Raw genomic sequence first — 24,463 nt, 5'->3', positions numbered from 1 at the left:
CGGCGTCACCCTTACGTTCATTTCGTTCACGGAGGGTTTCCGCTGCACAGTGCTTTCCGCCGCAGGTCATCGGCCAGGCAGACTGGCGTCATGCGCGTCCCCCGTCCCCGCAGCCTGGCAGGCCAGCTCTTCGCGATGCAGGTCGTGCTGGTCGCTGCCGTGGTGGCCGGATGCGCGATCTTCGCGTACCTCACCGCCAGGGGCCAGGCCGAGGACGCGGCGGGCCGCCAGGCGACCGCCGCGGCACGGGCCATAGCCGACTCCCCCTCCGTACGGGCCGCGATCCACGGCGACGACCCGTCGGCGCTGCTCCAGCCGTACGCGGAGCGGGTCCGCAAGGACACCGGGGTCGCCTTCGTCACGATCATGAACCCGCGGGGCATCCGCTGGACCCACCCCGACCCGGCCCGCATCGGCCAGGAGTTCCTGGGCCACACCGGCCCCGCGCTCCAGGGCCGTACCTTCACCGAGACCTACACCGGCACACTCGGCCCCTCGGTGCGCGTGGTGACCCCGATACGGGACGGCGAGCGCGCCGACGGCCGGATCATCGGCCTGGTCAGCGCGGGTATCACGGTCGAGCGGATCAGCGCACAGGTGGAGCGGCAACTGGCCGGGCTACTGGTGGTGGCGGCCGCGGCGGTGGTGCTGGGCGGCATCGCCACATACGTGGTCAACGCCCGGCTGCGCCGCCACACGCACGGCATGAACGCGGCCGAACTGAGCCGGATGCACGACTACCACCAGGCCGCGCTGCACGCGGTGCGCGAGGGACTGCTGATGCTGGACGGACAGCGGCGCATCGCACTCATCAACGACGCCGGGCGCGAGCTGCTGGGGCTGGACGCGTTGGACGCGTTGCACCCGAAGCGCCGCAAGGACGAGGACGTGGTGAGCCGGAATGTCCCCGACGCCGGGCGCGAGCTGCTGGGACTGGACGCGTTGGACGCGTTGCACCCGAAGCGCCGCAAGGACGAGGACGTGGTGAGCCGGAATGTCCCCGACGCCGGGCGCGAGCTGCTGGGACTGGACGCGTTGGACGCGTTGCACCTGAAGCGCCGCCAAGAGGTGGTGAGCCCGGATGGCCCCGACACGGGGCGCGAACTACGTGGCGTCGGTCCTGATGTGATCGGACGCAACGTCGCTGAGCTGGGCCTGCCCGCCCCGCTCACCGGCGCGCTGCTGGCCGCGGAGCCGCGCGTGGACGAGGTCCATATGACCGCCGACCGGATCGTGGTGGTCAACACCTCGCCCGTCTCCAGCGGGGAGAAGCGCGGCACGGTCGTGACCCTGCGGGACCACACCGAGCTGCAGGCCCTGTCCGGCGAGCTGGACTCCGTACGCGGTGTCACCGAGGCGCTGCGCTCGCAGGCCCACGAGGCGGCGAACCGGCTGCACACCGTCGTGTCGCTGATCGAGCTGGGGCGGGCGGACGAGGCGGTCGAGTTCGCCACGGCGGAGCTCGAGCTCGCGCAGGCACTCACCGACACGGTGGTGGGGGCGGTCGCGGAGCCGGTGCTCGCGGCTCTGCTGCTGGGGAAGGCGGCCCAGGCGAACGAGCGCGGCGTCGAGTTGGTCCTCACTCCGGACAGCAGCATCCACGACGGAGTGCTCCCTGACACGGTGCCGGCCCGCGACCTGGTGACGGTGCTCGGCAACCTCATCGACAATGCCGTTGACGCTGCCGCTGGGGGAGCCAACTGGGATGCAGACCGGGCCCACGCCGGCCGCCGTGCGCGGGTCACGGTGACAGCACTCGCCGACGAAGCAGAGCTGTTGCTGCGGGTCTCGGACAACGGTCCTGGCGTGGACGCGGCCGAGGTGGACGCGATCTTCCGGCGCGGCTGGAGCACCAAGTCCCCCGCATCTCCGGCCGGCAGCCGTGGCCTGGGCCTTGCCCTGGTCCGCCAGGCCGTCCGCCGCAACGGCGGAACCATCCAGCTCGACCACTCGGCCGACGGCGGCGCGGAGTTCACCGTACGGCTCCCCCTCGGAGCGGGGGTGGGCACATGACCGGGCAGAACTGCCCAATCGGCGGCGCCGAGTTCACCGTACGGCTCCCGCTGCGGACGGGGGCGGGCACGTGACCCACCGGACGACGGCGGCCCGCCCGCCCATCCGCGTACTCGTCGTCGAGGACGACCCGGTCGCGGCCGACGCGCACGCGCTCTACGTCGGGCGGGTGCCGGGCTTCACGGTCGCCGGAACCGCGCACTCCGGCGGCGAGGCGCAGCGCCATCTCGAGCGTGAGCCCGTGGATCTGCTGCTCCTGGACCTCTACTTGCCCGATGGCCACGGGCTGCAGCTCGTGAGGTCGCTGCGCGCGGCCGGGCACGCGGCCGATGTGATCGCGGTGACCTCGGCCCGCGACCTGGCCGTGGTGCGCGAGGGCGTCTCGCTCGGGGTCGTGCAGTACGTGCTGAAGCCATTCACCTTCGCGACCCTGCGCGACCGGCTCGTCCGCTACGCCGAGTTCCGCGCGACCGCGGGCGAGGCGAGCGGCCAGGACGAGGTGGACCGCGCGCTCGCCGCCCTGCGTTCGCCCCAACCGGCCGCATTGCCCAAGGGGTTGAGCGGCCCGACCCTGGAGGCGGTGACGCGGGCGCTGCGCGACGCGGGCCCCCAGGGCATCACCGCGAGCACGGCGGGCGAGACGGTGGGCATCTCGCGCATTACGGCACGCCGCTACCTGGAGCACCTGGTGGGCGCGGGCCGGGCCGAACGCAGCCCGCAGTACGGCCAGATCGGCCGCCCAGAGCTCTGCTACCGCTGGTTGAGCCTGCGCTGAGCCGGGCCTCGGGCTCGGCCGCGCCCAGCCCCGCGGTGGCCGGCCCCATGCCGACGCCGCCCAACCCTGAGTAGTACGCGTCCAGGACCGACTGCACGGGGGTCTGCGGGTGGACATGCAGGGGCCACCCGGAGTCGCTCGGCGGCTGCGTAGAGGTCGTCGAACTCCGGTGCATCGGCCAGCCTGTCCCCCGTGCGCCCGTACAGCATCGCGCCGCGGAAGCCGAGCTGCATGATCGCGCGTTCCAGTTCCTCAACGGCGGCTTCGGGTACCGGTGTCGGGGTGGCCGCAAGCGCCTGGAACCGCTCCGGGTGGCCGGCGACGATCTCGGCGAGCGCGTCGTTCGCCTCGCGGTGGCGGACGCTCCCGGAGTCCGTCGCCGCGAGGTCCTGCACGCCCGGTGAGACCAGGGACAGCACCGCGACGTCCACGCCCTGATCGTCCCTGTCGGCCAGGCGCCGATCGCCGGCGTCCCGCAGCCGCTGCGCGAACGGCTCGTCGCCGTAGCCCAGCTGCGGGATCCGCGGCACCCCCGCCCGCGCCCGGGCATCGAGCAATTCCGGCAAGGCGACGTGCTCCTCGAGACCTACGAGCCGTATCTTCTCCGGCATACGGTCTTCGGGCAGGGACAGCCAGGTGAGCACGGCGCCACGTGCCGTGGCGTGGATGAGCGTGACCGCGAGCTCCTCGTCGACGCGGAGCCAGCCGCCAGCAACGAGGCGGCGGATACTGCCCCGAACGGGTAGGGAGGCTGCGCCGGGGGCGCTGCCCTCGGCGCACCCCGCGAGAACGCGACATGGCAACCGCCACCCGGTACCCGGTCCGCGGTGGACAGGTGCCGGTTCAGGCGCGGGCGCAGTCGGGGCACAGGCCCCGGTAGGTCACCTCGACATCGGAGACAGTGAAGCCGAACCGCTCGGAGGCGGGCAGATCGGCCAGTGGGTCGCCACTGGGGTGGACGTCACGGATGGCGCCGCAGCGCGAGCACACCAAGTGGTGGTGGGGGCGGTGGGCGTTCGGGTCGTAGCGCTTGGCGCGGCCATCGGTGGCCACCTCGATCACCTCGCCGAGCGCGACGAGCTCACCGAGGGTGTTGTAGACGGTCGCGCGGGAGACCTCCGGCAGCCGGGCGGTGGCGCGCGCGAGCACCTCGTCCGCGGTGAGGTGGACGTGCTCGCCGTCGAGTACCTCGGCGACAACCCGGCGCTGGGCGGTCATCCGCCAGCCACGTCCGCGAAGTCGTTCCAGCAGGTCACTCATGGCCACCAGCCTAACAGTGCATCGTCTGACGAATGAATTCGTATGGGTCTGGTTCTCGTATTGACTTGGATTTAGTCCATCGTAGGATCGGTTCCGGCGACAGCCAAGGGACAGGGCAACAGCGGGGAAAGGACGTGACGGTTCAGCAGACGGGAGCACCGGGCCGCCGACGCTCGCCTACCCACGTCAACCGCGTGCGCATCCCTGTTGCCGTGGCCGACATCGACCGCGCGGTCGGCGAGGCCCCCTGCCTGACCGCGTCCGACGACCGCGGCTTCTCGATCGACGAGGCCGAGGTCATCAACCGGGGCTTGTGCCCCGGCTGTTCCACCGCCCGCAGTTCCTGAGCACCGTGATCCACCTAGTCCGGAAGGGTTCCCATGTCTGAGAACCATGAAGCAATCGTCACAGACGCGAAGACGGAGGGCGGAGGCGGCTGCCCGGTCGCGCACGGGCGCGCCCCGCACCCGACTCAGGGCGGCGGAAACCGCCAGTGGTGGCCGGAGCGGCTCAACCTGAAGATCCTGGCCAAGAACCCCGCCGTGGCCGACCCCCTGGGCGAGGAGTTCGACTACGCCGAGGCATTCAAGACCCTCGACCTTCCGGCGGTGAAGCGGGACATCGCGGAGGTGCTGACGACCTCGCAGGACTGGTGGCCCGCCGACTTCGGCCACTACGGCCCGTTCATGATCCGGATGGCGTGGCACAGCGCGGGCACCTACCGGATCAGCGACGGCCGCGGCGGCGGCGGGGCCGGCCAGCAGCGCTTCGCCCCCCTCAACAGCTGGCCGGACAACGGGAACCTCGACAAGGCTCGCCGCCTGCTGTGGCCGGTCAAGAAGAAGTACGGTCAGAGCCTCTCGTGGGCCGACCTCATGATTCTCGCCGGGAATGTCGCCCTGGAGTCGATGGGCTTCAAGACCTTCGGCTTCGGCGGCGGTCGTGCGGACGTCTGGGAGCCCGACGAGGACGTCTACTGGGGTCCCGAGACCACCTGGCTCGGCGACGAGCGCTACACCGGCGACCGGGAGCTGGAGAATCCCCTCGGCGCGGTCCAGATGGGCCTCATCTACGTCAACCCGGAAGGCCCGAACGGCAACCCGGACCCGATCGCCGCGGCCCGCGACATCCGTGAGACGTTCCGCCGGATGGCGATGAACGACGAGGAGACGGTCGCCCTGATCGCAGGCGGCCACACCTTCGGCAAGACCCACGGCGCGGGCCCGGCGGACGCTGTCGGCCCCGACCCCGAGGCCGCCCCGATCGAGGAGCAGGGCCTCGGCTGGAAGAACAGCCACGGCACCGGCAAGGGCGGCGACACGATCACCAGCGGTCTCGAGGGGATTTGGACGAACACCCCGATCACCTGGGACAACAGCTTCTTCGAGATCCTGTTCGGCTACGAGTGGGAGCTGTTCAAGAGCCCCGCCGGCGCGCACCAGTGGAGGCCGAAGGACGGCGCCGGAACGGGCACCGTCCCCGACGCCCACGACGCGTCGAAGAGCCACGCCCCGACGATGCTGACGACCGACCTCTCGCTCCGGTTCGACCCGGCCTACGAGCAGATCTCGCGGCGCTTCCTCGAGAACCCCGACGAGTTCGCGGACGCCTTCGCCCGGGCGTGGTTCAAGCTGACCCACCGCGACATGGGCCCGATCGTGCGCTACCTCGGCCCGGAGGTCCCGACCGAGACGCTGCTGTGGCAGGACCCCCTCCCCGCGGTGACGCACGAGCTCGTCGACGCCGGGGACATCGCCTCCCTCAAGGGCCAGATCCTCGCCTCCGGTTTGTCGGTGTCCCAGCTCGTGTCCACCGCATGGGCCTCGGCCTCGTCCTTCCGGGGCAGCGACAAGCGCGGCGGCGCCAATGGTGCGCGCATCCGCCTCGAGCCGCAGAGCGGGTGGGAGGTCAACGACCCCGACCAGCTGGCGACGGTGCTGCGCACCCTGGAAGGGATCCAGCAGTCCTTCAACTCCGCCCAGACCGGCGGCAAGCAGGTCTCGCTCGCCGACCTGATCGTGCTCGCCGGCGGTGCGGCCGTCGAGCAGGCCGCCAAGGGCGCCGGCTTCGACGTCGAGGTCCCCTTCACGCCGGGCCGCGCGGACGCGTCGCAGGAGCAGACCGACGTGGAGTCCTTCGCCGCGCTCGAGCCGACCGCCGACGGGTTCCGCAACTACCTCGGGAAGGGCAACCGGCTGCCGGCCGAGTACCTGCTGCTCGACCGGGCGAACCTGCTGACCCTGAGCGCCCCCGAGATGACGGTCCTCGTCGGTGGCCTCCGCGTCCTGGGCGCGAACCACCAGCAGTCGCCGCTCGGCGTCTTCACCACGAGCCCCGGATCCTTGACCAACGACTTCTTCGTCAACCTGCTCGACCTGGGCACGACGTGGAAGGCGACGTCCGAGGACGCGAACACGTTCGAGGGTCGCGACGCCGCCACGGGCGAGGTCAAGTGGACCGGCAGCCGTGCCGACCTCGTCTTCGGGTCGAACTCCGAACTGCGCGCGCTCGCGGAGGTCTACGCGAGCGATGACGCGAAGGAGAAGTTCGTGAACGACTTCGTCGCGGCGTGGAACAAGGTGATGAACCTCGACCGGTTCGACCTCGTCTGACCCGACTGATTCGTCTGAATCGCCTGACCCGACTGACTCGCCTGATCATGACGTCCAGGTCGGCCCGCGCCGGCCGACCTGGACGTCCTCAGCCGGGAAGGGTCTCAACATCGCCCGCCGGATCCTCGCCCGAGACCAGGGCCGACGGGCCCGCATAACAACGTTGTCACGGATCTGACGAGGGGATATCCACAGGCATTGACCGGCCGTTCAGGCGCTCGTACGTTCAACCGGCACCCCCATTCCGGTGCTCCACAGGAGGTCGTGCCGTGCGCCCCACCGCCCCGCTGATCATCCTCTCCGGTGTCCTCGCCGCCACCGCACTCACCGCGTGCGGTGGCGGCTCCGGCAGCGACCCCGACACCGTGAAGGTCGCCTACAACCGCAGCACCGACAACAAGATCCGCTTCAAGGACAGCCAACTGTCCGAGGCGAAGCAGGAGTTCGAGAAGGCGAACCCCGGCAAGAAGGTGGAGCTCGTCCCGATCCAGGCGCCGGACAACGACTACGCCACCAAGGTCCAGCAGATGATGCGCTCCCCGAAGACCGCCCCCGACCTGGTCTACGAGGACACCTTCCGCATCAACTCCGACATCAAGGCCGGCTATCTGCGCCCGCTCGACGCCTACCTCAAGTCCTGGGCCACCTGGGACACGTTCGTCGACACGGCGAAGACGGCGGCCAAGGCGGAGGACGGCAAGACGTACGGCGTGCCGGACGGCACCGACACCCGCGGCCTGTGGTTCAACAAGGAGATCTTCGCCAAAGCCGGGCTGCCAGCCGACTGGCAGCCGAAGAACTGGGACGAGATCCTCGAGGCGGCCCGCACCATCAAGAAGAAGGTGCCCGGCGTCATCCCGCTGAACGTCTACACCGGCAAGGCCCCCGGCGAGGTCGCGGCCATGCAGGGCTTCGAGATGCTGCTGTACGGCACGGGTGCTGACCCGCTCTACGACCCGAAGGCCAAGAAGTGGGTGGCAGGCGGCCAGGGCTTCCGCGACTCCCTGGACTTCGTACGGACCGTGTACGCCGAGAAGCTCGGCCCGGACCGCTCGGACGCCCTCGACCCCAACATCAACACCCATGTGGCCACCGAGCTGCTGCCCGAGGGCAAGCTCGCGATCAACCTCGACGGCTCCTGGATCGGGCAGCAGTGGCTGAAGTCCGGCGGCAAGCCGTGGCCCGAGTGGTCCAAGGTGCTGGGCCAGGCGCCGATGCCGACCCAGAAGGGGCAGGCGCCCGGAAAGGTCAGCATGTCCGGCGGCTGGACCTGGGCGATCCCCGCCAAGGCCAACAACCCCGACCTCGCCTGGAAGTTCGTCGAGACGCTCCAGACGAAGGAGAACGCGGTCGAGTGGGACGTGGTCAACGCGCAGATCGCGGTCCGCAAGGACGTCGCAGCCGACCCGAAGTACCTCAAGTCCATGCCGGGCATCGACTTCTTCACCGAGCTTGTGGAGTTCACCCACTACCGCCCGGCCCTCCCGGTCTACCCGCAGGTCTCCACGGCCATCGGCGAGGCCATGGAGTCGGTCACCACGGGTGACGCCTCGCCCGACGAGGCAGCGAAGTCCTACGACGAGCAGCTGAAGTCCATGACCGACGGCGCGGTGGTGAACAGGTCCTCATGAGGACAACCCTGGTGAGCACAGCCTTGACGAGCTCAGCCTTGGTGAGCACAACCCTGGGGAGCATAGCTCTGGGGAGCACAGCCTTGATGGGCACAGCTCTGATGGGCACAACACCGGTGAGCACAACACCGGTGAGCACAGCCTTGATGGGCACAGCCAGGCCGAAGCCCACCACCCACAGCGCCGTGGTGAACACGTCCTGATGGGCACCGCGACCGCCAAGGTGGCAGCCTCCGGGAAGGCGGCGGACCCGGACCGTCCCCGTCCGCCGCGCAAGCCCAGTCCGCTGCGCTGGCTGCCGCTCGCGCCCGCCACCCTCCTGCTGGTGCTCTTCCTCGGCGGGCCCATCGGCTACTGCATCTACATCGCCTTCACCAACATGCAGCTGACCGGCTCGTCGTCCGCCGACTTCGTCGGCCTGGACAACTTCCGGCGCGCCTTCGCCGACGACGACTTCCGCAACGCCGTCGTCCTGACCCTCGTCTTCACCTTCATCTCGTCGGTCCTCGGCCAGAACACTCTGGGCCTCGCGCTCGCGGGCCTGTTGCAGCGTGCCTCGAAGCCGGTCCGTACCCTCACCGGCGCGATCGTCATCGCCGCCTGGGTGCTGCCCGAGATCGTGGCGGGCTTCCTCCTCTACGCCTTCTTCCGCCGCGAGGCCACCCTGAACGCGATCCTGGACTGGCTCCATCTCCCCAGCCAGAACTGGCTGTTCACGCTCCCCATCCTCGCCGTGTCCTTCGCGAACGTCTGGCGCGGCACGGCGTTTTCGATGCTGGTCTACTCCGCCGCGCTGTCCGAGATCCCGAACGAGATCACCGAGGCGGCGGAGGTCGACGGCGCACGCGGCCCCCGGCGGCTGTGGCACATCACGCTGCCGATGATCCGCCGCTCCATCGGCACCAACCTCATGCTCAACACCCTCCAGACGCTGTCGGTCTTCGGCCTCATCTGGGCCATGACCCGCGGCGGCCCGGGCAACCGCAGCCAGACGCTGCCGGTGTTCATGTACGACCAGGCGTTCCTGAAGAGCCTGATCGGCTACGGCACGGCGGTCGCGCTGCTCCTGCTCCTGGTCGGCGCGCTGTTCTCGGCGGTCTACCTACGCCTGCTCCGTACGGAGGTGTGAACCCGCCCTCGCATTTCCTGACACATATGACGGCGGTAACTACGTTGGGGTAACTTACCGACTACGGCCGAGGGGGAACTCCGCCGAGGGTGCAGACCCGAGCGTGGAGTAAGGAGCGCGCGCCGGCAACGGAGCCGGCCGGTTCGCGGCCATGTCCGCCGTATCAACAGCTTTGTCCTGCCAGTAATCCAGCCGTGCCATCGGCGCGGCTGACTCGGCCTGCCCGCTCGAGGGTCGCCGGTCGGCCTGGGGATCGCTGACGCAAGGGGGATGGCCGTTCGGCATCGGGCTCGCCGCTCGGCATGGGGGGATCGCCGCTCGGCACGGGGGGATCGCCGCTCGGCACGGGCTCTCGGCATGCACTCTCGGCAAGGACTCAAGGAGAGGAACGATGACCACGACCGCCGCACGGAGCAGCCGTTTCGAGGCGCTGGGGGCGTATCTGCCGCCTACCGTGCTACCGACTCCGGACCTCGTCGCCCAAGTGACCGCCGTGCCGGAATTAGACCTGCAGCGGATCACAGGCGTGACGGAGCGCAGGGTGTACGACCCACGGCCGGAAGCGGGCGAGGACTCCTACGGTCTCGCGGTCAGGGCCGCTCTGGACTGCCTCTCCAACTCCCGCTACGAGGCTGCCGAGTTGGATGTGGTCATATCCGCATCCATCACCCGGTACAAGGACGGCGGCCGCTTCTACTTCGAGCCCTCGTTCGCCACGATGCTCGCTGCCGAGCTGGGTGCCCGCTCAGCCATCACCTTCGATGTGTCCAACGCCTGCGCCGGGATGATGACGGGCGTCTATCTGCTGGACCGGATGATCCGGGCCGGGGTGGTCCGCAACGGCCTGGTGGTGAGCGGCGAGCAGGCGACCAAGGTCGCCGAGACCGCCGCCGCCGAGATCGCCGACACCTACGACCCTCAGTTCGCCTCGCTGTCGGTGGGCGACTCCGCCGTGGCGGTCCTCCTCGACGAGTCGGTCGACGAGACCGACCGTATCCACTACGTCGAGCTGATGACCTGCTCCGAGTACTCGCATCTGTGCCTCGGCATGCCCAGCGACCGGACCGAGGGCATCGCGCTCTACACGGACAACAAGCAGATGCACAAGGAGGACCGGCTTCGGCTGTGGCCCGGCTTCCACGGTGATCTGCTGGCCAAGTACGGCCGGACCTTCGCCGACGAGAATTTCGACTACATCGTCCAGCACCAGGTCGGCACCCGCTTCATCGAGTTCGTCAACCGTACGGGCGAGGCCGAGTTCAAGACCCCCATGCCGGAATCCCTCGCGGTCGTGGAGGAGTTCGGCAACACCGCAACCACCTCCCACTTCCTGGCACTCAGCCGGCATCTGAAGGCCGGAACCGCCCGCCGCGGCGCCAAGTTCCTTCTGGTACCCGCCGCTTCCGGCGTGGTCGTCGGCGCCCTGTCCGCGACGATCTCCACCATGGGGGTGTGAAGCATGGCCACCGTCATCAAGGCCGCCTCGATCGCCTCGCCGCAACCCGGCGACAGGGAGCCCATCGACAGCGAGCCCGGCAGCACAGAGCCCATCGGCAGCAAGCCCGGCAACACAGTGCCCGGCGACGCCTCCGGTCTCCCCGGGCTGCTCGCGGGCCGCGCGGCGCAGGACTGCCTGGCAACTGCCGGGCTCTCGCCTGACGCCGTCGGCGTACTGGTCAACGTCGGCGTCTACCGCGAATCCAACATGTTCGAGCCCGCCATCGGGGCCCTGGTGCAGAAGCGGGCGGGTATCAACCTGGACTACCTCGCCCGCCCCGTACCCGGCGCCGGTTTCTCCTTCGACCTCATGAACGGCGCCTGCGGGGTGCTCAACGCCGTACAGGTGGCCCAGGCGCTGCTGAGCACCGGCAGCACCGAGCGGGTCCTGATCACCGCCGCCGACGTCCACCCGAGCGGGCAGGGCACCCAGCACGCCGACTACCCGTACGCGGACCTGGGCGCGGCCCTGCTCCTTGAGCGCTCCACCGAGCCCGGCACCGGCTTCGGCCCGGTCCGGTTGCGCAACGCGGGCGGGGCATCAGACGCCGCCGGGTACCTCGACACGGCGGCCATGGGCCTCGAGGGGCGGCAGCAGATCACCGTGAGCAGGGACGCCGGCTGGGTGGAGCGGCTGCTCGACCTCACCGCGGGACTGGTCGCGGAGTACGTACGTGAGGAGGGACTCGACCTGACGCGGACGCTGCTGGTGTGCTCCCGGCCCACCCCCGACTTCGCCTCCCGGCTCGCCGAGCGCCTCGGCCTGGACCCGTCGGATGTCGTCAACCGCCCGCAGGACGGTGAGGCGCTACCGCACACCGCCGCACCGGTTCTGGGCTTTCTGCAGGCCGGTACGCATCCCCACGAGCAACTGCTCTTCGTCACCGCGGGCGCCGGGCTCAGCGCAGCCTGCGCGAGCTACCGCCCGCCCGTCCCGGTCCCCGACCCCGGCCTCGCGGGGGCGGTGAGGGCGCAGCCATGACCTCGCTCGCCGAATACCTGGAATGCAACGCCCGCGACTTCCCCGGCAAGACCGCCATCATCCACCCCGACGGACGAGACCCCGATGGCGTCCGCTACCACGAACTCACCTATGGCGCACTGCAGTCCCGGGTCGAGGAGCTGGCGGCCGGCTTCACCCGGATCGGGATCGCCAAGGGGACGAAGACCGTCCTGATGGCGTCCCCCGGACCCGACCTCTTCGCGCTGGCCTTCGCTCTGTTCCGGATCGGCGCCGTACCCGTCGTCGTGGACCCGGGCATGGGCGTGAAGCGGATGCTGCACTGCTACCGCGCGGTGGGGGCGGAGGCGTTCATCGGCCCACCGCCGGCCCACGCCGTACGGGTGCTCAGCCGCCGTACTTTTGCCCGCACTCGTATCCGGGTGACCCTGGGCCGACGCTGGTTCTGGGGCGGACACACCCTGCATGGCCTGCCCAACGGTGACGGCCTGCCCAACGGTGACGGCCTGCCCGACGGCGACTGCCCGATCAGCGAAAACCGCCCGGCCGCCGACGACCTGATGATGATCGGCTTCACCACGGGCAGCACAGGCCCGGCGAAGGGCGTCGAGTACACCCACCGTATGGCTGCCGCGATGGCCGATGGGGTCCGGTCCGTCCACGGGCGCAGCCGCGACGACGTCTCGCTGGTGACCCTGCCCCTCTACGGCATGCTCGACCTGGTCTTCGGCTCCACCCTCGTGCTCGCGCCCGTCGCCCCCGCCAAGGTCGCGCGCGCCGAACCAACCGCTCTGGTGAGGGCACTTGCCCGGTTCGAGGTGTCCACCATGTTCGCCTCCCCCGCGCTGCTGCGGGTCCTCGGCGACCACCTGACCCTCCATCCCACGGACCTGCCCGCCCTGCACTGTGTGGTGTCCGGCGGGGCCCCGGTCCCCCCGGACGTGGTCGCCACGCTGCGCACCGTGCTGGACGAGAAGGCCGATATCCATGTGACCTACGGCGCCACCGAGGTGCTGCCGATCTCCTCCATCGAGTCCGCCGAGGTGCTGGAGGAGACGGCGGCGCGCGGCGCACTGGGCGACGGCAGCTGCGTGGGCCGACCGCTGCCGGGCACCGACGTACGGATCATCCGCACGACCGATGCACCCGTACCGCGTTGGGAGGCGGCACAGCAGGTCGCCCCCGGCCAGGTCGGCGAGATCGTGGTGTCGGGCGACTCGGTCAGCCGCCGGTACCACGCCGCTCCCGACGCCGACGCCCAGCACAAAATCCTCACCAGCGACCAGGGAAATACGGTGTGGCACCGCACCGGCGACCTGGGATACCTCGACGAGACGGGCCGGCTGTGGTTCTGCGGCCGCCGCAGCCAGCGGGTTCATACCCCCGAGGGCGAGCTGCACACCGTGCGCTGCGAAGGCGTGTTCAACGCCCACCCCCTGGTCCGCCGCACCGCGCTGGTGGGCATCGGCGAGCCCGGCGCCCAGCGACCCGTACTGTGCGTGGAAACCGAGCCCGGGGTGGATGAGGAGCAGTGGCAGCAGCTGCTGCCCGAGCTGCGCCGCCTCGCCGCAGGCCAGGCGCTGACCGAGCAGGTGCGGGACTTTCTGCGCCATCCCGCCTTCCCCGTCGACGTCCGGCACAACGCCAAGATCGGCCGCGAGGAGTTGGCCCGCTGGGCCACGAGGCAGCTCTCGCCGGAGGGCGGCGCGGCCGGCTCGCAGTTCCGGGCACGGGCACGGGCCCGGTGGCGTCAGGCCGCCCTGCGCGCGATCCCCCTGGCCGGCTGGGCCTACCTCCTTGCAGGGTTGATCCACCCGTTCCAGTCCCCCGTACTCCAGGTGCTGTGGTGGATCGACGCCTTCCTCAGCGTGGTGGTGCACGCCGCGCAGATCCCGAAGGCCCTGCCGCGCGGCCGGGCCGCCGGACGCGGTACCGCGGCGACGGTGTGGCTCACCATGCTGTACGGGGCGACCTGGTGGCGGTTGCTGCCCTCAGCCGCAACGTCCCTCCCCGGTCGGCGGGTTGCCTCGTGAAGGTCCTCGTCACCGGCGCCTCCGGGTTCCTCGGAGGCCACATCGTGGACGCCTGCGTACGGGAGGGCTACCAGGTACGCGCCCTCGTGCGGCAGGGCAGCGACATCAGCCGGCTGCGCTCGTCCGTACCCGGCCTGGAGCTGGTGTACGGCGACCTCGGCGATCCCGAGTCGCTGGGCCGCGCCGCCGAGGGCGTCGATGTCGTGCACCACAGCGCCGCCCGGGTGGTCGACTTCGGCACCCGCGCCCAGTTCTGGGACGCCAACGTGCTGGGCACGGAGCGGCTGCTGGAGGCCGCCCGGCGCGCGGGGGCACGGCGGTTCGTCTTCATCAGCAGCCCCAGCGCGCTGATGCGGGTCGGTGAGGGCGACCGGTTCGACATCGATGAGAGCACCCCGTACCCGGACCGCTACTTCAACCTCTACTCGGAGACCAAGGCCGCTGCCGAAACGCTGGTCCTGGCCGCGGACGAACCGGGCTTCACCACCTGCGCCCTTCGCCCCCGCGGCATCTGGGGACCGCGCGACCACTCCGGCTTCCTGCCGCGGATGGTGGCCAAGATGATGGCCGGGAAACTGCCGGACCTCTCCGGGGGCAAACAGGTCATGGTGTCGCTGTGCCACTGCGACAACGCGGTGGCGGCCTCCTTGAGGGCAGCCGAGGCGCCGGCCGAACGAGTGGGCGGCCGAGCCTATTTCATCACCGACCGGGAGAAGACCGACCTGTGGGCCTTCCTGGCCCGCCTAGCGGCTCTGTTCGGCGGAAGGCCGCCGACCCGCAGGGTCCCGCCACTGCTCAGGGATGCCCTGGTGGAGGCCGTGGAACAGCTCTGGCGCCTTCCCCAGTTGGCGAACCGCCAGTCCCCGCCGCTCAGCCGGTACGCGGTGGCGCTCCTCACCCGTTCCAGCACCTACGACACGGGGGCGGCCGAGCGGGACTTCGGCTACGCGCCGACGACGGACCAGGACCACGGGCTGCGACAGCTGGCGGCCTGGGTCGAGTCGATCGGCGGCCCAGAGGCATTCGTACGCGCTGTGCGCTGAGACCGGCCGGAGCGGACCGACCCGGCCCCGGAACGAGATCGGCCGGAACGAACCGGCCCGCCCCCGGAACAAGATCGGCCGGAGCAGACCGGCCCGCCCCGGAACGAGGTCGGCCGGAGGACCGGCCGGGAATCAGGACCTGAGAATGACACGACTTCGTCACCACGATCCCCGCAAACCCGGCCCAATGGGCACAGCACAGGCAGCGGGAACCCCGCAGCGCCCGGTCTCCCCAACCGAGTGGCTCTACCTCGCCGCCCGCCGGCTCGGCCCCGACATGGTCCTGCAGCTGCTGGTCGAAGGGGAAGGCACTCCCGACGCCGACGAGCTGCGGGCGGCGGTGGCGACCGCCGCCCGCGCGTGCCCCGGCTCACGGCTGGTACGGGACGGCCGGACCTGGCGGGACACAGCCCTGCCACCCCGCGTACGGGTGCTCGAGTCGGACTCTGCGATGTCACAGGACTGCGCCCTCGACCCCGACACGGGCCCCAGCTGCGAAGTGGTGCTGCTGACCGGCGCGCCCGGGCGGCCGACCACGCTGGCCTTCCGCGTCTTTCACGGCGTGATGGACGGGCACGGCGCGCTGATCTGGGCGACCGAGGTCTTCCGGGCGCTCCGCGGTGAGCCCGCACGCCCCGCGCCCTCCACGGAGACCGACTACACCCTGCTCGACCGGCTCGGAGCGACCGGCCGCCGGCCCGCCCTGCTGCTCGACCAGCCGTCCCCCCTCGCACCGGAAGCGCCCGGCGGGCAGGGAGCGGTTCGAAACCTTGTCGTACGCGGTGCCAATGGGGCGGCGGGTGGGTCCCGAAGCGCCTTGTGGCGACGTCGTGCGCTGCCGGGTCACCATCCCGCGCTCACCGCCCGGCTCGCCCAGGCACTGGCGGATGCCGCCGTCGCGCCCGCCGCCGCGCCCGGCGCCCGCGTGGCGGAGGCGCGGATCATGGTTCCCGTGGACCTGCGGCGGCACCGGCCCGAGTTGTCCTCGACCGCGAACCTGACCCTGCCCGTTTTCCTGCGGCTGAGCGCGGGGGAGGACTGGCGCACCGCCCAGGCGCAGTTGCTCCGCGCCCTGAAGGAACACCGCGAACTGGCCGGCGGCTTCGAGTCCGGGCTCGCCCGGCTGCCGCTGCCCGCGGTCGCCACACTGCTGCGAGCCGGGAGAGCCACCGCAGAGCGCCGCGACCGGCACCTGGCGTCGGCGATCGTCTCGCATCTGGGCAGGATCGACCTCGCCGCATGCTCCGCCCCGGGATTCTCCGCAACCTCGGTCTACGCCCTGCCCGTGCACGCGCCCCTCGTACCGGTCTCCTGCGTCGCCGTCGAGACACCCACGGGCACCGAGCTGACCGTCGGCTTCCAGGGCTCCGGAACTGGCCTGGCCGACCGCGCCGACGCCCTGCTCGACCGGCTGGTCGCGGCCCTTGAGGAGCCGAGCACCGCCACCCCACCGGCGGCGGCCCCGCCCGCAGCCGCTCCGGCCCCGCGGACCACCGTGGTTCGCCTGTTCCGCGAACAAGTGGCCCGTACTCCCGGCGCACCCGCCCTGGAGGGCCCGGAGGGCGAGATCAGCTACGCCGAGCTGGACCGCTCCTCCGACGCCGTGGCCGCCGAACTGCTGCGCCGCGGCATGCCACCCGGAGGGCGGCGGGCCGAGGATGGCCGGCTCAGCCCCATCAGCCCCATCAGCCCGGTCGGACTGATCGTGGACCGCTCACCGGCCGGGATCGCAGGGCTGTGGGGCATCCTCAAATCCGGCGCCGCGTACCTGCCGCTGGACCCGCACCATCCCGACGCCCGGATCCGGCAGGTACTGAGCGACGCAGGCGTGCAGATCTGCCTGACACAGCGTCACCTCGTGGACCGTATCAGGGCAGCAGCGCCGTGCCAGGTGCTGGCCGTCGAGGACATCGACCCGGCCCCCCGCGTACGGCTGCCCGAGCCGGACCCGGACAGCGTCGCCTACGTCATCCACACTTCCGGCTCGACCGGCACCCCCAAGGGCGTACAGATCGAGCACCGGAGCCTGGTCGGCTTCCTGCGCTGGGCGGCGGACCTCTGCCGGGTCGACGCCACCACACGCTTCGCCTTCCTGTCCTCCTACGCCTTCGACATCTCCTGCTTCCCGCTGTTCCTGCCGCTGCTGGCCGGCGGCACCGCCGTACTGCTCCCCGGCGAACCGACCCGGGCGGCTCTGCACAACCTCCTGCACGAGGTCCGGGTCAACACCCTCGCCGTCACCCCGTCCCATCTCGATCTGATCGAACGCTTCGACCTCAGACCGGGCGGCGCCCTGCGCAACCTGCTGGTCGGCGGCGAGCAGTTCACCCGCACCGCGGCCGAACGGGCGCGCAGCCGCTTCGGCCCCGGCTGCCGGATCGTCAATGCCTACGGGCCGACGGAGGCGACGGTCGCCTGCCTTGCCCACGTGCTGGACGGTACGGAGCGGGGCCACGCCATCCCCATCGGGCACCCCGGACCGTACGCCCACGTCGAGCTGGTGGCCGCGGACAAGCCGATCGCCGCCGGGGAAGCGGGCGCCGTCGGCGAGATCCTGGTGTCCGGAGTCCAGCTGGCTCGCGGCTATCTGGGCCGCCCGGATCTCGACGCCGAGCGCTTTGTGACCGGGCGGGACGGGGTACGCCGCTACCGGACCGGTGACCTCGGCCGCCGACTGCCCGACGGCGGGATCGAGTTCGTCGGGCGGATCGATGACCAGGTGAAGATCGCCGGTCATCGGATCGAGCCCGCCGAGATCGAGACCGCGCTGGAAGGCCACCCGGCCGTCCGCCGCGCCGCGGTGACCGTACGTTCACGTCCGGGCGGTGCGGGACCGGCTCTGTGCGCGTACGTCCTGGCCGCCTCGGCCGCCGAGCCCGGGGGCACTGAGCCCGGGGGCACTGAGCCCGGACTCGGCCCCGTACTGCGCGACCACCTCGCGGCGCAGCTGCCCGCCTACCTGGTGCCCGCGGCCGTAGTGCCGGTCGCCGACCTGCCCAGCACAGTTAGCGGAAAGGTCGACTTCGCGGCCCTTCCCGATCCCTTTGCGGAACCCAGCCCGTCCACCGTCGAGGCCCCGGCAAGCGCGCCCCAGCTGGCCGAACCCCAGGTGACCGAACTCCAGGTGACCGATCCCCAGCTGGCCGAGGACCAGGTGACCGAGGACCGGGTGGCAGAAATCTGGTCCCGCGTCCTCCAGGTGGATCGCCGACTGCTCGGCCCCGACTCCGACTTCCAGCAGCTCGGCGGCGACTCCCTGGCCGTACTGGAGATGCTGTCCGCCGTCGCTTCCGAGGTTTTGCCCCCCGGCCAGGAGTCACCGTTGATGAACGAACTCGAGCACCTCGTCAGCGATCTCACCCTCGAACGGGTCTGCACCGCCGTCCGTCGAGCCGGCGAACAGAACGGTCGTCGGACGGAGGCCAGGGCATGATCTTCGTTGGCCGAGGCTCGCTCCTCGTACGCGCCGTGCAATTCGCCCAATCCGCCGGTCACCAGGTCGATGTGGTGTGCTCGGACGCCCCCGTGGACGCGAGGACCCTGGCGCGGGGGTCCGCGCCGTATGCGGTCGTCGCCGATATCAACGCCCATGCCGACCGGCTCGCGGCGGAATGCACCGACGGCATCGTCTGGTCCATCAACAACCACATGATCTTCCGCGCCCCGGTCCTCGACACCGGCCTGCGCATCTACAACATCCACAACGGTCTGCTCCCGCAGCACCGCGGACTGCCGTCCGTCGCCGTGCTCTTCGCCCTGCTGAACGGCGACCCCGAGTACGGCGCCACCCTGCACGAGGTGGACGCAGGCATCGATACCGGCCGGGTACTGGCGGAGCAGCGCTTCCCGGTCGCCCCGGAAGCGCGCTACCACCAGGTGCTGCTGCGCGGGGTGCAGGCCTGCCATCAGCTCTTCCAGAGTTCGCTTCAGGCCGTAGCGGACGGCCGGCCCCTGGAGCGCCCCGAACCCGCGCCGGGAACCGGCACCGACACCGGCACCGCTGCCGCCGCCCGTCCCGGCTACTACGGCCTGCGCGCACTGCGGCGGCTCAGCGCGTACACCGGCCATCCCGCGTACGCCCGTGCAACCGATCTCGGTGTGGCCGCCCCGTATGTGCCGGAAGTCGCCGACGCCCTCTCCCAACTGCGCGGCGCGGCACACCCGCGCTGAGCGTTGAGTCCGACCGCCGCGTCTTCCCCAACGGCGCGACGGACGGTTTCATGTACCGCACCCAGCGTGTACGGCACCAACAACGGCCCCGCCCAACAGCGATGTCGCACGGAGGCGAAATGCGCCCCCTCGTCACCCGCCCCACCCGCCCCACTGCCCCCACCCGCATCACTCGCCGCCGCCTCGCCGCGGACGCCGCCCTGCTCGCCGTCGGCACCGCCTTCATGATCCCGCTTCTCTGGCTGGTCATGGCCTCGGTCGACAGCGAGGCCACGCTGCGCGTCCGGCCGCCCGAGTCCCCGACGCTGGAGAATTTCTCGGCGGTGATGACCGACGACATCACCTTCACGCCGATGCTCAACAGCCTGCTGCTGTGCGGCGGCGCGACCGCCCTCACCGTCGCCTGCGCCGCCCTCGCCGCGTACCCGCTGTCGCGCTTCCGCTCACGGCTGAACCGGCCGTACATGCTGACGGTCCTGTTCACGACCTGCCTGCCGATCACCGCGGTCATGGTCCCGGTCTACGGCCTGTTCGTCCAGGTCGACCTGATCGACACGATGCAGGGCACCGCGTTCTTCCTGGCCACCTCACAACTGCCGTTCGCCATCTGGCTCATGAAGAACTTCATGGACGGCGTCCCGACCGTCCTGGAAGAGGCCGCCTGGACGGACGGCGCCTCGGCCTTCCAGACCCTCGTACGCATCGTGCTGCCGCTGATGGGGCCGGGCGTGACGGTGGTGACGATCTACAGCTTCATCATGATGTGGGGCAATTTCTTCGTCCCCTTCATGCTGCTGCTGTCCCCCGATCAACTCCCCGCCTCGGTCAGCATCTTCACCTTCTTCGGCAACTACGGCTCCATCGTCTACGGCCAGCTCGCCGCCTTCTCCATCCTCTACTCGACCCCCGTGATCCTGCTGTACGTGTTGATCTCGGGACGCCTGGGCGGCGGCTTCACACTGGGCGGCGCCGTCAAGGGATGACCGCCGTGGTACGCGACCGGGCGGCGCGCCTTTCTCCGCCCGGTCGGCGCGTGCCCGACTGGGAGGCCGTACGCCCCGCCGCCACACCCCTGTTCAAAGACATTGCCTGTCGACCTCATGAGGCCGCTGGCGTGCATCGCGTGTCGGCAGTGATGGTCGGTTGTACGTGGCCTGGAAAGTCAACAACGGCCCCCTGGCAAGGCCGGTCCGCCATCTGGTCACCGAAGCGCACGTCACGTTCGCGACGGCGCCTGGATCCTGATCGGAACGCCGAAGTGCCTTCTGAGCTGGGACGGACGAGGCTTCTCGAGGGTCTCCCGCAGTCCCAGCAGGAAGGCACGACGGCGGGCAGCGATAACGTATGGCCTCATGGAGCCGAAATCCCGCAGCCTGTGGCTGCGTACCGAACCTCTCCATGCGGTGATCTACTTCGACGAGGAATGCCGCAGGATGGGCAAGGCCCTGGGCCTCAAGGGCTTCTGGATGGGCTACTTCGCTGCCCGTACGGCTCCCATGGGGCCGGTCGGCCCCGGCGCCGCCACCGCCGCGCTCGCCGTCTTCGCCCCCGGAATGGTCGCCCGTGCCCTGCCCTCGGCGTGGCGGACCGTCACACCCGAGCAGGTCACCGACGCCCGCGCTCGCTACGCCGCCCAGGCACTGCGCAGGGCGATCCCCGACATCGACGACCACGCCGCCAGGCTCTCCGCGCCCCTCACGGCGATGGTGGGGGATGCCCCCGCACTCGCGCGGCCCCTGTTCGCCGCCAACCGCCCGCTGTGCGACCGCGACGACCCGGTGGAACGCCTGTGGCAACTCAGTACAGCCCTGCGCGAGTTCCGCGGCGACGCCCACGCCGCCGCCCTCGCCGACCACGGACTGGATGCCCCTGAGGCCCTCGCCCTCGCCGCCGCCACCGGCCGGGTGCCCAGCGACAGCATCCGGCTGGACCGCGGCTGGAGCGAGACCGAGTGGGCAGCCGCCCTGGACCGGCTGCGCTCCCGCGGCCTGCTGGACGCACAGGCACAAGCCACCTCACAGGGCCGCCAAGAACGGGACCGCATCGAGGACACCACCGACCGCCTCGCCGCACGGCTGCTGCAACCCCTCCGCGACCACGAAGCGGACACACTTCTCACCGCCTTGGAAGCCCCGGCCCGGCACCTCCTGGACGCGAACGTGCTGCCGTTCCCCAACCCCATCGGCCTGCCGCGCCCTGCCTGAACAAAACGCCCCTCGCTAACCGCAGCCCCCAGGGGCAGCGGACGGGCGGGGCGGTCTAGGTCGTCTCTCAAAGTCAGCTTCCCTACTGCATGGCCAACGGCCTTGCCCGGCTGCCCGGACAGGGTCGGCCCTGAAATCATTTCGCCCGTGCTCGCCTCGTCCGCTACGGTCGCGGGGTTGTTTTCACTGCCGGGAGCCCCATGAGGTTCGCGTGTGGCCTCCCCGGCAGTTCCCAGGTTGAGAGCAGGTTTCGTTATGGCATGTCGTATCAGTGAGCTCGTGCTCGGTTGCCGCGACCCTGAGGTGCTGGCGCGGTTCTGGTGCGAGGTCCTGGACTTCGTCGTGCTCGATCGCGAGGACGACGGCTCGGTGGAGATCGGGCCGCGCGAAGGGTTCGGTGGTCCGCAGCCGACGATCATCCTCAGTCGCAGGGATGAGCCGGAGAAGGGGAAATCCCGGCTGCACATCGACGTCAACGCCACCGACCGCGATCAGGACGCCGAGCTCGAACGCCTTCTGGGGCTTGGTGCGCGCCCGGCCGACATCGGCCAGACAGGGGAGGAGCAGTGGCATGTCCTGACCGACCCCGAAGGCAATGAGTTCTGCCTGCTCAAGGCCCGCCTCGACCCACTCTGATGCTCATCGGTCACGCCTCGGCACCAGGTACCTAAGGGCTCGCAGAGAATCAACCTGTTGCTTCCCGCGATTCCGCTCGTTGGTGTGGTATGCGCGTCTCCGAGTCGATCTGCCACCAACTCGCCGTGAAGTTTGAGGTGTTGTTCCCGCATCTGGACGAGCGACAGCGGCGGCTGCTGATGGGGGCCGAGGCCCGGGTCCTGGGACATGGCGGGATCCGGGCGGTCGCGCGTGCGGCTGGAGTCAGCGAGACAACGGTGCGTAAGGGTATGGACGAACGCGCGTCGATCCGCCCCGCACCCGAGAGCTTCTCCGCATCCAGCACCGCCAACAACGAGGCGGTCTCCGGACCCGGCACTGCCCCCGCCAGATACCCCGCCCACTCATCCGGCGTCCCCGGCCCAGCTTCGGCCAGCCCAGCCTCGACGACCCCAGCTTCGGCCAGCCCAGCGTCGGCAACCGCACTCACTGCACCCATCGGTGATCCCCCCGATCCCCCTCATGAACTCCGCGCCCCCTAGGCGAGTTCGTACAACCATTCTCCCTCACGCACAGTGATCAGACCAGGTCACAGCCAGCAAGTCACCCCATCGAGTGGCCAACCGCGCGGCCCGAGCGCCCCCTCAAGACCCTGTCCGGCTCAACGAGACACCGGCCCGCGCCCCCTTGGACCCGGTCCCGCCCAACCGGACACCGGCCCACCGACCCACCGCCCCGCCCCTGCCCCGCAACCCGGCAACCCGGCAACCCGGGATCAACAACCCGCACACGCACGTGAACACCTCAGCCCACCCCGCCCACCCTGGGCGTCCGCACCGGCGGGTATGTGCTGGACGGCGACGAAACGAGCGGGAGGCGGACAAGGATCTCCGCAGAGGCCGCCTGAACCCCAGCCGACCACCCACCCACCAGCCCGCAAACGGACCCCGGACCACCCCTCCCCCTTCCCGTAGCCCGCCGCTTTGCGCCGAAGGCGCGAGACGAAACCAGCACCCGGCCGAGCCGCATGCCGCCCCACCCCCCAAACCCGAGCCACACCCGACCCACACCCGACCCAACAAGACAGCGCCTCAAGCGGGTGTCCCAGAAGGCGTCTCAAGAAGGCGCCTTCTTGAGGCGCCTCAAGAAGGCGTCAGGCCCTCGCGGACCACCAGGGCGTAGCCGCCGATGCCGATCATGGACTTGCCGTCGAGGTTCCCGGCCGTGGTGTGCAGGGTGAGGACCGCGCCGGTCTCGGGGTCGAAGTCCACGTCGGACACCGTGCCGAGTTCGTCGCCGCGTTCGGTCAGGACCCGTTTCTCGGGCAAGTCGTGGCTTTTGTCGGACAGCTCCGCGAGAAAGCCCTCGGCGGTCTCGAGGACCTCGCGGTCGGGGACCATCACCGCATCGGGGCCGATTGCGCGGGCGCGGGCCAGCGTGAGGATGTTCCGCTTGGAGTCCTTGGTCTTGTAGAGCCGCAGTGCCACGACCCGGGCCGCGGCGGGATCGACGACGCATGCGTCCACCACGCCGACCGATTTCGCGTCGGCGACGCTTACCACGGAGCGGCCTTCTGTCTGGCTGAACAGCATCAGATCTCCGTCGTCGGCGGGGATGTTGGCGGGGTCGTTGGCGAGGTGGGCGGGGTCGTTGGCGGGGTAGGCGGGGGCGTCCGAGGGCGGTCCCGGTAGGCCCTCACGCGTTCCTCGAAGGCGGGCAGGTCGTCGGCGACGTACTCGGTCACGGCGGCCGGGACGACCAGGGCTTCGCCGGACACCGCGATGGTCTCGGCGCGCGGCAGGAACACCGTGCGCGCCTTGCGGCCGAGCGCCTCGGTGGGAGCGATCTCGTAGCCGACCACGTCCGCGGTGGTGCCGGTGTCGACGACCACGTCGACGATCTTGCCCACGTCCGTGCCGCGGTCGGTGAGGACCCGCGACTCCAGGACGTCTCCGCTCCTGGCCTCGGACCGTTCCACGACGTCCGTGCGGCCCTCGAAGCGCTCCTCGCTCTCGATCATGACCGCGTCGTGGCCCAGGGCGTACACGCCCGTCCAGGGCAAGCTCTGCTTCATCGGGCCCGAGAACCGCTTGCGCCCGCTGAGCGTGAACCCCACGATGTGCCCGCCCCCGCTGTCGAACACGACGTCCTTGACTTGCGCGACGGCATCTCCGTGGAGCGTGACCACCGGCCGCTTCGTGATCTCTGTCGCGAGCATCAGACCAGTCATTTCAAGCCACCCATCCGGCCACCTGAGCGCCCGCGTCGCTTCACACCCTTCATCTCAGCCACCCACCCGTCATCGCAGGCGACGCATCCGGCCACCCGAGCGCCCGCGTCGCTTCACCGCGATCACACCGCCGCTGCGGCGCCGCGCCTGAACGACCAGCGTCGACAGAGTCAGCACGATCACGATCGCCGCCACGATGACGAGCCAAGTCCACCAGTCCATAGCGCACCTCTTCCCTTCCAGGATCGGTCACCCTCGCCACGCTGTCCACGCGTGTCGCGGCTATCGCC

General features: G+C 70.5%; 19 protein-coding genes and 2 pseudogenes. 16 read left to right on the top strand and 5 right to left on the bottom strand.

Going from position 1 to position 24,463, the window contains the following annotated elements; genetic code table 11:
* Nucleotides 1–90 precede the first annotated feature (90 nt).
* Both ACTWP8_RS05535 and ACTWP8_RS05530 read left to right on the top strand, forming a co-directional pair.
* The gene (locus tag ACTWP8_RS05535) at nucleotides 91–2,013 is read left to right on the top strand and encodes a sensor histidine kinase (protein ID WP_443321023.1); all 1,923 of its coding nucleotides are present in this window, start codon (nucleotides 91–93) and stop codon (nucleotides 2,011–2,013) included.
* Nucleotides 2,014–2,083: 70 nt separating this feature from the next.
* Nucleotides 2,084–2,788 (top strand): response regulator, encoded by a 705-nt coding sequence (locus ACTWP8_RS05530; protein ID WP_443321022.1) that lies wholly within the window; start codon nucleotides 2,084–2,086, stop codon nucleotides 2,786–2,788.
* Here the strand turns inward: ACTWP8_RS05530 and ACTWP8_RS05525 are convergent.
* Both ACTWP8_RS05525 and ACTWP8_RS05520 read right to left on the bottom strand, forming a co-directional pair.
* Nucleotides 2,764–3,591: an amidohydrolase family protein gene (locus tag ACTWP8_RS05525; protein ID WP_443321021.1), complete on the bottom strand. Its 828-nt coding sequence runs from the start codon at nucleotides 3,589–3,591 to the stop codon at nucleotides 2,764–2,766. The genes ACTWP8_RS05530 and ACTWP8_RS05525 overlap by 25 nt on opposite strands.
* 40 nt (nucleotides 3,592–3,631) lie before the next feature.
* Complete coding sequence (locus tag ACTWP8_RS05520) at nucleotides 3,632–4,048, bottom strand: Fur family transcriptional regulator (RefSeq protein ID WP_443321020.1); 417 nt, start codon at nucleotides 4,046–4,048, stop codon at nucleotides 3,632–3,634.
* 209 nt (nucleotides 4,049–4,257) lie between these two features.
* On the opposite strand from ACTWP8_RS05520, the pseudogene ACTWP8_RS05515 reads away from it, so the two are divergent.
* The 14 genes and pseudogenes from ACTWP8_RS05515 to ACTWP8_RS05450 all read left to right on the top strand — a co-directional run.
* Nucleotides 4,258–4,395 (top strand): annotated as a pseudogene (locus tag ACTWP8_RS05515) (transcriptional repressor); the annotation flags it as partial.
* Between the two features lie 33 nt (nucleotides 4,396–4,428).
* Nucleotides 4,429–6,660: a catalase/peroxidase HPI gene (gene katG, locus ACTWP8_RS05510; protein ID WP_443321019.1), complete on the top strand. Its 2,232-nt coding sequence runs from the start codon at nucleotides 4,429–4,431 to the stop codon at nucleotides 6,658–6,660.
* A 269-nt stretch (nucleotides 6,661–6,929) separates the two neighbouring features.
* Nucleotides 6,930–8,291: an ABC transporter substrate-binding protein gene (locus ACTWP8_RS05505; protein ID WP_443321018.1), complete on the top strand. Its 1,362-nt coding sequence runs from the start codon at nucleotides 6,930–6,932 to the stop codon at nucleotides 8,289–8,291.
* A 202-nt stretch (nucleotides 8,292–8,493) separates the two neighbouring features.
* The gene (locus tag ACTWP8_RS05500) at nucleotides 8,494–9,420 is read left to right on the top strand and encodes a carbohydrate ABC transporter permease (RefSeq protein WP_443321017.1); all 927 of its coding nucleotides are present in this window, start codon (nucleotides 8,494–8,496) and stop codon (nucleotides 9,418–9,420) included.
* 391 nt (nucleotides 9,421–9,811) lie between these two features.
* Complete coding sequence (locus tag ACTWP8_RS05495) at nucleotides 9,812–10,876, top strand: 3-oxoacyl-ACP synthase III family protein (RefSeq protein ID WP_443321016.1); 1,065 nt, start codon at nucleotides 9,812–9,814, stop codon at nucleotides 10,874–10,876.
* Between the two features lie 3 nt (nucleotides 10,877–10,879).
* Nucleotides 10,880–11,899, top strand: a complete 1,020-nt coding sequence (locus ACTWP8_RS05490) for a hypothetical protein (protein WP_443321015.1) — start codon at nucleotides 10,880–10,882, stop codon at nucleotides 11,897–11,899.
* Nucleotides 11,896–13,911 carry a fatty acid CoA ligase family protein gene (locus ACTWP8_RS05485; RefSeq protein ID WP_443321014.1) on the top strand — a complete coding sequence of 672 codons (2,016 nt, stop codon included), beginning with the start codon at nucleotides 11,896–11,898 and terminating at the stop codon, nucleotides 13,909–13,911. Before ACTWP8_RS05490 ends, ACTWP8_RS05485 begins: the two co-directional genes overlap by 4 nt.
* Nucleotides 13,908–14,954: an NAD-dependent epimerase/dehydratase family protein gene (locus ACTWP8_RS05480; RefSeq protein ID WP_443321013.1), complete on the top strand. Its 1,047-nt coding sequence runs from the start codon at nucleotides 13,908–13,910 to the stop codon at nucleotides 14,952–14,954. The genes ACTWP8_RS05485 and ACTWP8_RS05480 overlap by 4 nt, the downstream gene beginning before the upstream one ends.
* 187 nt (nucleotides 14,955–15,141) lie before the next feature.
* Nucleotides 15,142–18,387: an amino acid adenylation domain-containing protein gene (locus ACTWP8_RS05475; protein ID WP_443321012.1), complete on the top strand. Its 3,246-nt coding sequence runs from the start codon at nucleotides 15,142–15,144 to the stop codon at nucleotides 18,385–18,387.
* Entirely contained in the window at nucleotides 18,384–19,124 is a 741-nt protein-coding gene (locus ACTWP8_RS05470; protein ID WP_443321011.1) for a formyltransferase family protein, read from the top strand. The genes ACTWP8_RS05475 and ACTWP8_RS05470 overlap by 4 nt, the downstream gene beginning before the upstream one ends.
* A gap of 119 nt (nucleotides 19,125–19,243) precedes the next feature.
* Nucleotides 19,244–20,107 (top strand): carbohydrate ABC transporter permease, encoded by an 864-nt coding sequence (locus ACTWP8_RS05465; RefSeq protein WP_443321010.1) that lies wholly within the window; start codon nucleotides 19,244–19,246, stop codon nucleotides 20,105–20,107.
* A gap of 369 nt (nucleotides 20,108–20,476) precedes the next feature.
* Entirely contained in the window at nucleotides 20,477–21,328 is an 852-nt protein-coding gene (locus tag ACTWP8_RS05460; protein ID WP_443321009.1) for an SCO6745 family protein, read from the top strand.
* A gap of 255 nt (nucleotides 21,329–21,583) precedes the next feature.
* Nucleotides 21,584–21,964 carry a VOC family protein gene (locus ACTWP8_RS05455; RefSeq protein ID WP_443321008.1) on the top strand — a complete coding sequence of 127 codons (381 nt, stop codon included), beginning with the start codon at nucleotides 21,584–21,586 and terminating at the stop codon, nucleotides 21,962–21,964.
* An 89-nt stretch (nucleotides 21,965–22,053) separates the two neighbouring features.
* Nucleotides 22,054–22,242, top strand: a pseudogene (locus ACTWP8_RS05450) (ISAzo13 family transposase); the annotation flags it as partial.
* Nucleotides 22,243–23,085: 843 nt separating this feature from the next.
* Here ACTWP8_RS05450 and ACTWP8_RS05445 read toward each other — a convergent pair.
* The 3 genes from ACTWP8_RS05445 to ACTWP8_RS05435 all read right to left on the bottom strand — a co-directional run bounded on the left by ACTWP8_RS05445 (nucleotide 23,086) and on the right by ACTWP8_RS05435 (nucleotide 24,395).
* Complete coding sequence (locus ACTWP8_RS05445; protein ID WP_443321007.1) at nucleotides 23,086–23,535, bottom strand: PRC-barrel domain-containing protein; 450 nt, start codon at nucleotides 23,533–23,535, stop codon at nucleotides 23,086–23,088.
* Complete coding sequence (locus tag ACTWP8_RS05440; protein ID WP_443321006.1) at nucleotides 23,535–24,161, bottom strand: PRC-barrel domain-containing protein; 627 nt, start codon at nucleotides 24,159–24,161, stop codon at nucleotides 23,535–23,537. The genes ACTWP8_RS05445 and ACTWP8_RS05440 overlap by 1 nt, the downstream gene beginning before the upstream one ends.
* A gap of 81 nt (nucleotides 24,162–24,242) precedes the next feature.
* Complete coding sequence (locus tag ACTWP8_RS05435; protein WP_443321005.1) at nucleotides 24,243–24,395, bottom strand: hypothetical protein; 153 nt, start codon at nucleotides 24,393–24,395, stop codon at nucleotides 24,243–24,245.
* Nucleotides 24,396–24,463: the final 68 nt, after the last annotated feature.

It is taken from the genome of Streptomyces sp. 7N604, from assembly GCF_052245475.1.
In the GTDB taxonomy this organism is placed as follows: domain Bacteria; phylum Actinomycetota; class Actinomycetes; order Streptomycetales; family Streptomycetaceae; genus Streptomyces.
Note: the sequence above shows the minus strand (reverse complement) of the source record. Positions and strands in the feature narration are given on the sequence as shown.

Excerpts from the sequence above, each read along its gene's own strand:
- ACTWP8_RS05475 (WP_443321012.1), top strand. The coding sequence starts at position 15,142 with ATGGGCACAGCACAGGCAGCGGGAACCCCGCAGCGCCCGGTCTCCCCA.
- ACTWP8_RS05470 (WP_443321011.1), top strand. The coding sequence starts at position 18,384 with ATGATCTTCGTTGGCCGAGGCTCGCTCCTCGTACGCGCCGTGCAATTC.
- ACTWP8_RS05460 (WP_443321009.1), top strand. The coding sequence starts at position 20,477 with ATGGAGCCGAAATCCCGCAGCCTGTGGCTGCGTACCGAACCTCTCCAT.
- ACTWP8_RS05520 (WP_443321020.1), bottom strand. The coding sequence starts at position 4,048 with ATGAGTGACCTGCTGGAACGACTTCGCGGACGTGGCTGGCGGATGACC.
- katG (WP_443321019.1), top strand. The coding sequence starts at position 4,429 with ATGTCTGAGAACCATGAAGCAATCGTCACAGACGCGAAGACGGAGGGC.
- ACTWP8_RS05455 (WP_443321008.1), top strand. The coding sequence starts at position 21,584 with ATGGCATGTCGTATCAGTGAGCTCGTGCTCGGTTGCCGCGACCCTGAG.
- ACTWP8_RS05435 (WP_443321005.1), bottom strand. The coding sequence starts at position 24,395 with ATGGACTGGTGGACTTGGCTCGTCATCGTGGCGGCGATCGTGATCGTG.
- ACTWP8_RS05495 (WP_443321016.1), top strand. The coding sequence starts at position 9,812 with ATGACCACGACCGCCGCACGGAGCAGCCGTTTCGAGGCGCTGGGGGCG.
- ACTWP8_RS05465 (WP_443321010.1), top strand. The coding sequence starts at position 19,244 with ATGCGCCCCCTCGTCACCCGCCCCACCCGCCCCACTGCCCCCACCCGC.
- ACTWP8_RS05440 (WP_443321006.1), bottom strand. The coding sequence starts at position 24,161 with ATGCTCGCGACAGAGATCACGAAGCGGCCGGTGGTCACGCTCCACGGA.
- ACTWP8_RS05535 (WP_443321023.1), top strand. The coding sequence starts at position 91 with ATGCGCGTCCCCCGTCCCCGCAGCCTGGCAGGCCAGCTCTTCGCGATG.
- ACTWP8_RS05490 (WP_443321015.1), top strand. The coding sequence starts at position 10,880 with ATGGCCACCGTCATCAAGGCCGCCTCGATCGCCTCGCCGCAACCCGGC.
- ACTWP8_RS05445 (WP_443321007.1), bottom strand. The coding sequence starts at position 23,535 with ATGCTGTTCAGCCAGACAGAAGGCCGCTCCGTGGTAAGCGTCGCCGAC.
- ACTWP8_RS05500 (WP_443321017.1), top strand. The coding sequence starts at position 8,494 with ATGGGCACCGCGACCGCCAAGGTGGCAGCCTCCGGGAAGGCGGCGGAC.
- ACTWP8_RS05485 (WP_443321014.1), top strand. The coding sequence starts at position 11,896 with ATGACCTCGCTCGCCGAATACCTGGAATGCAACGCCCGCGACTTCCCC.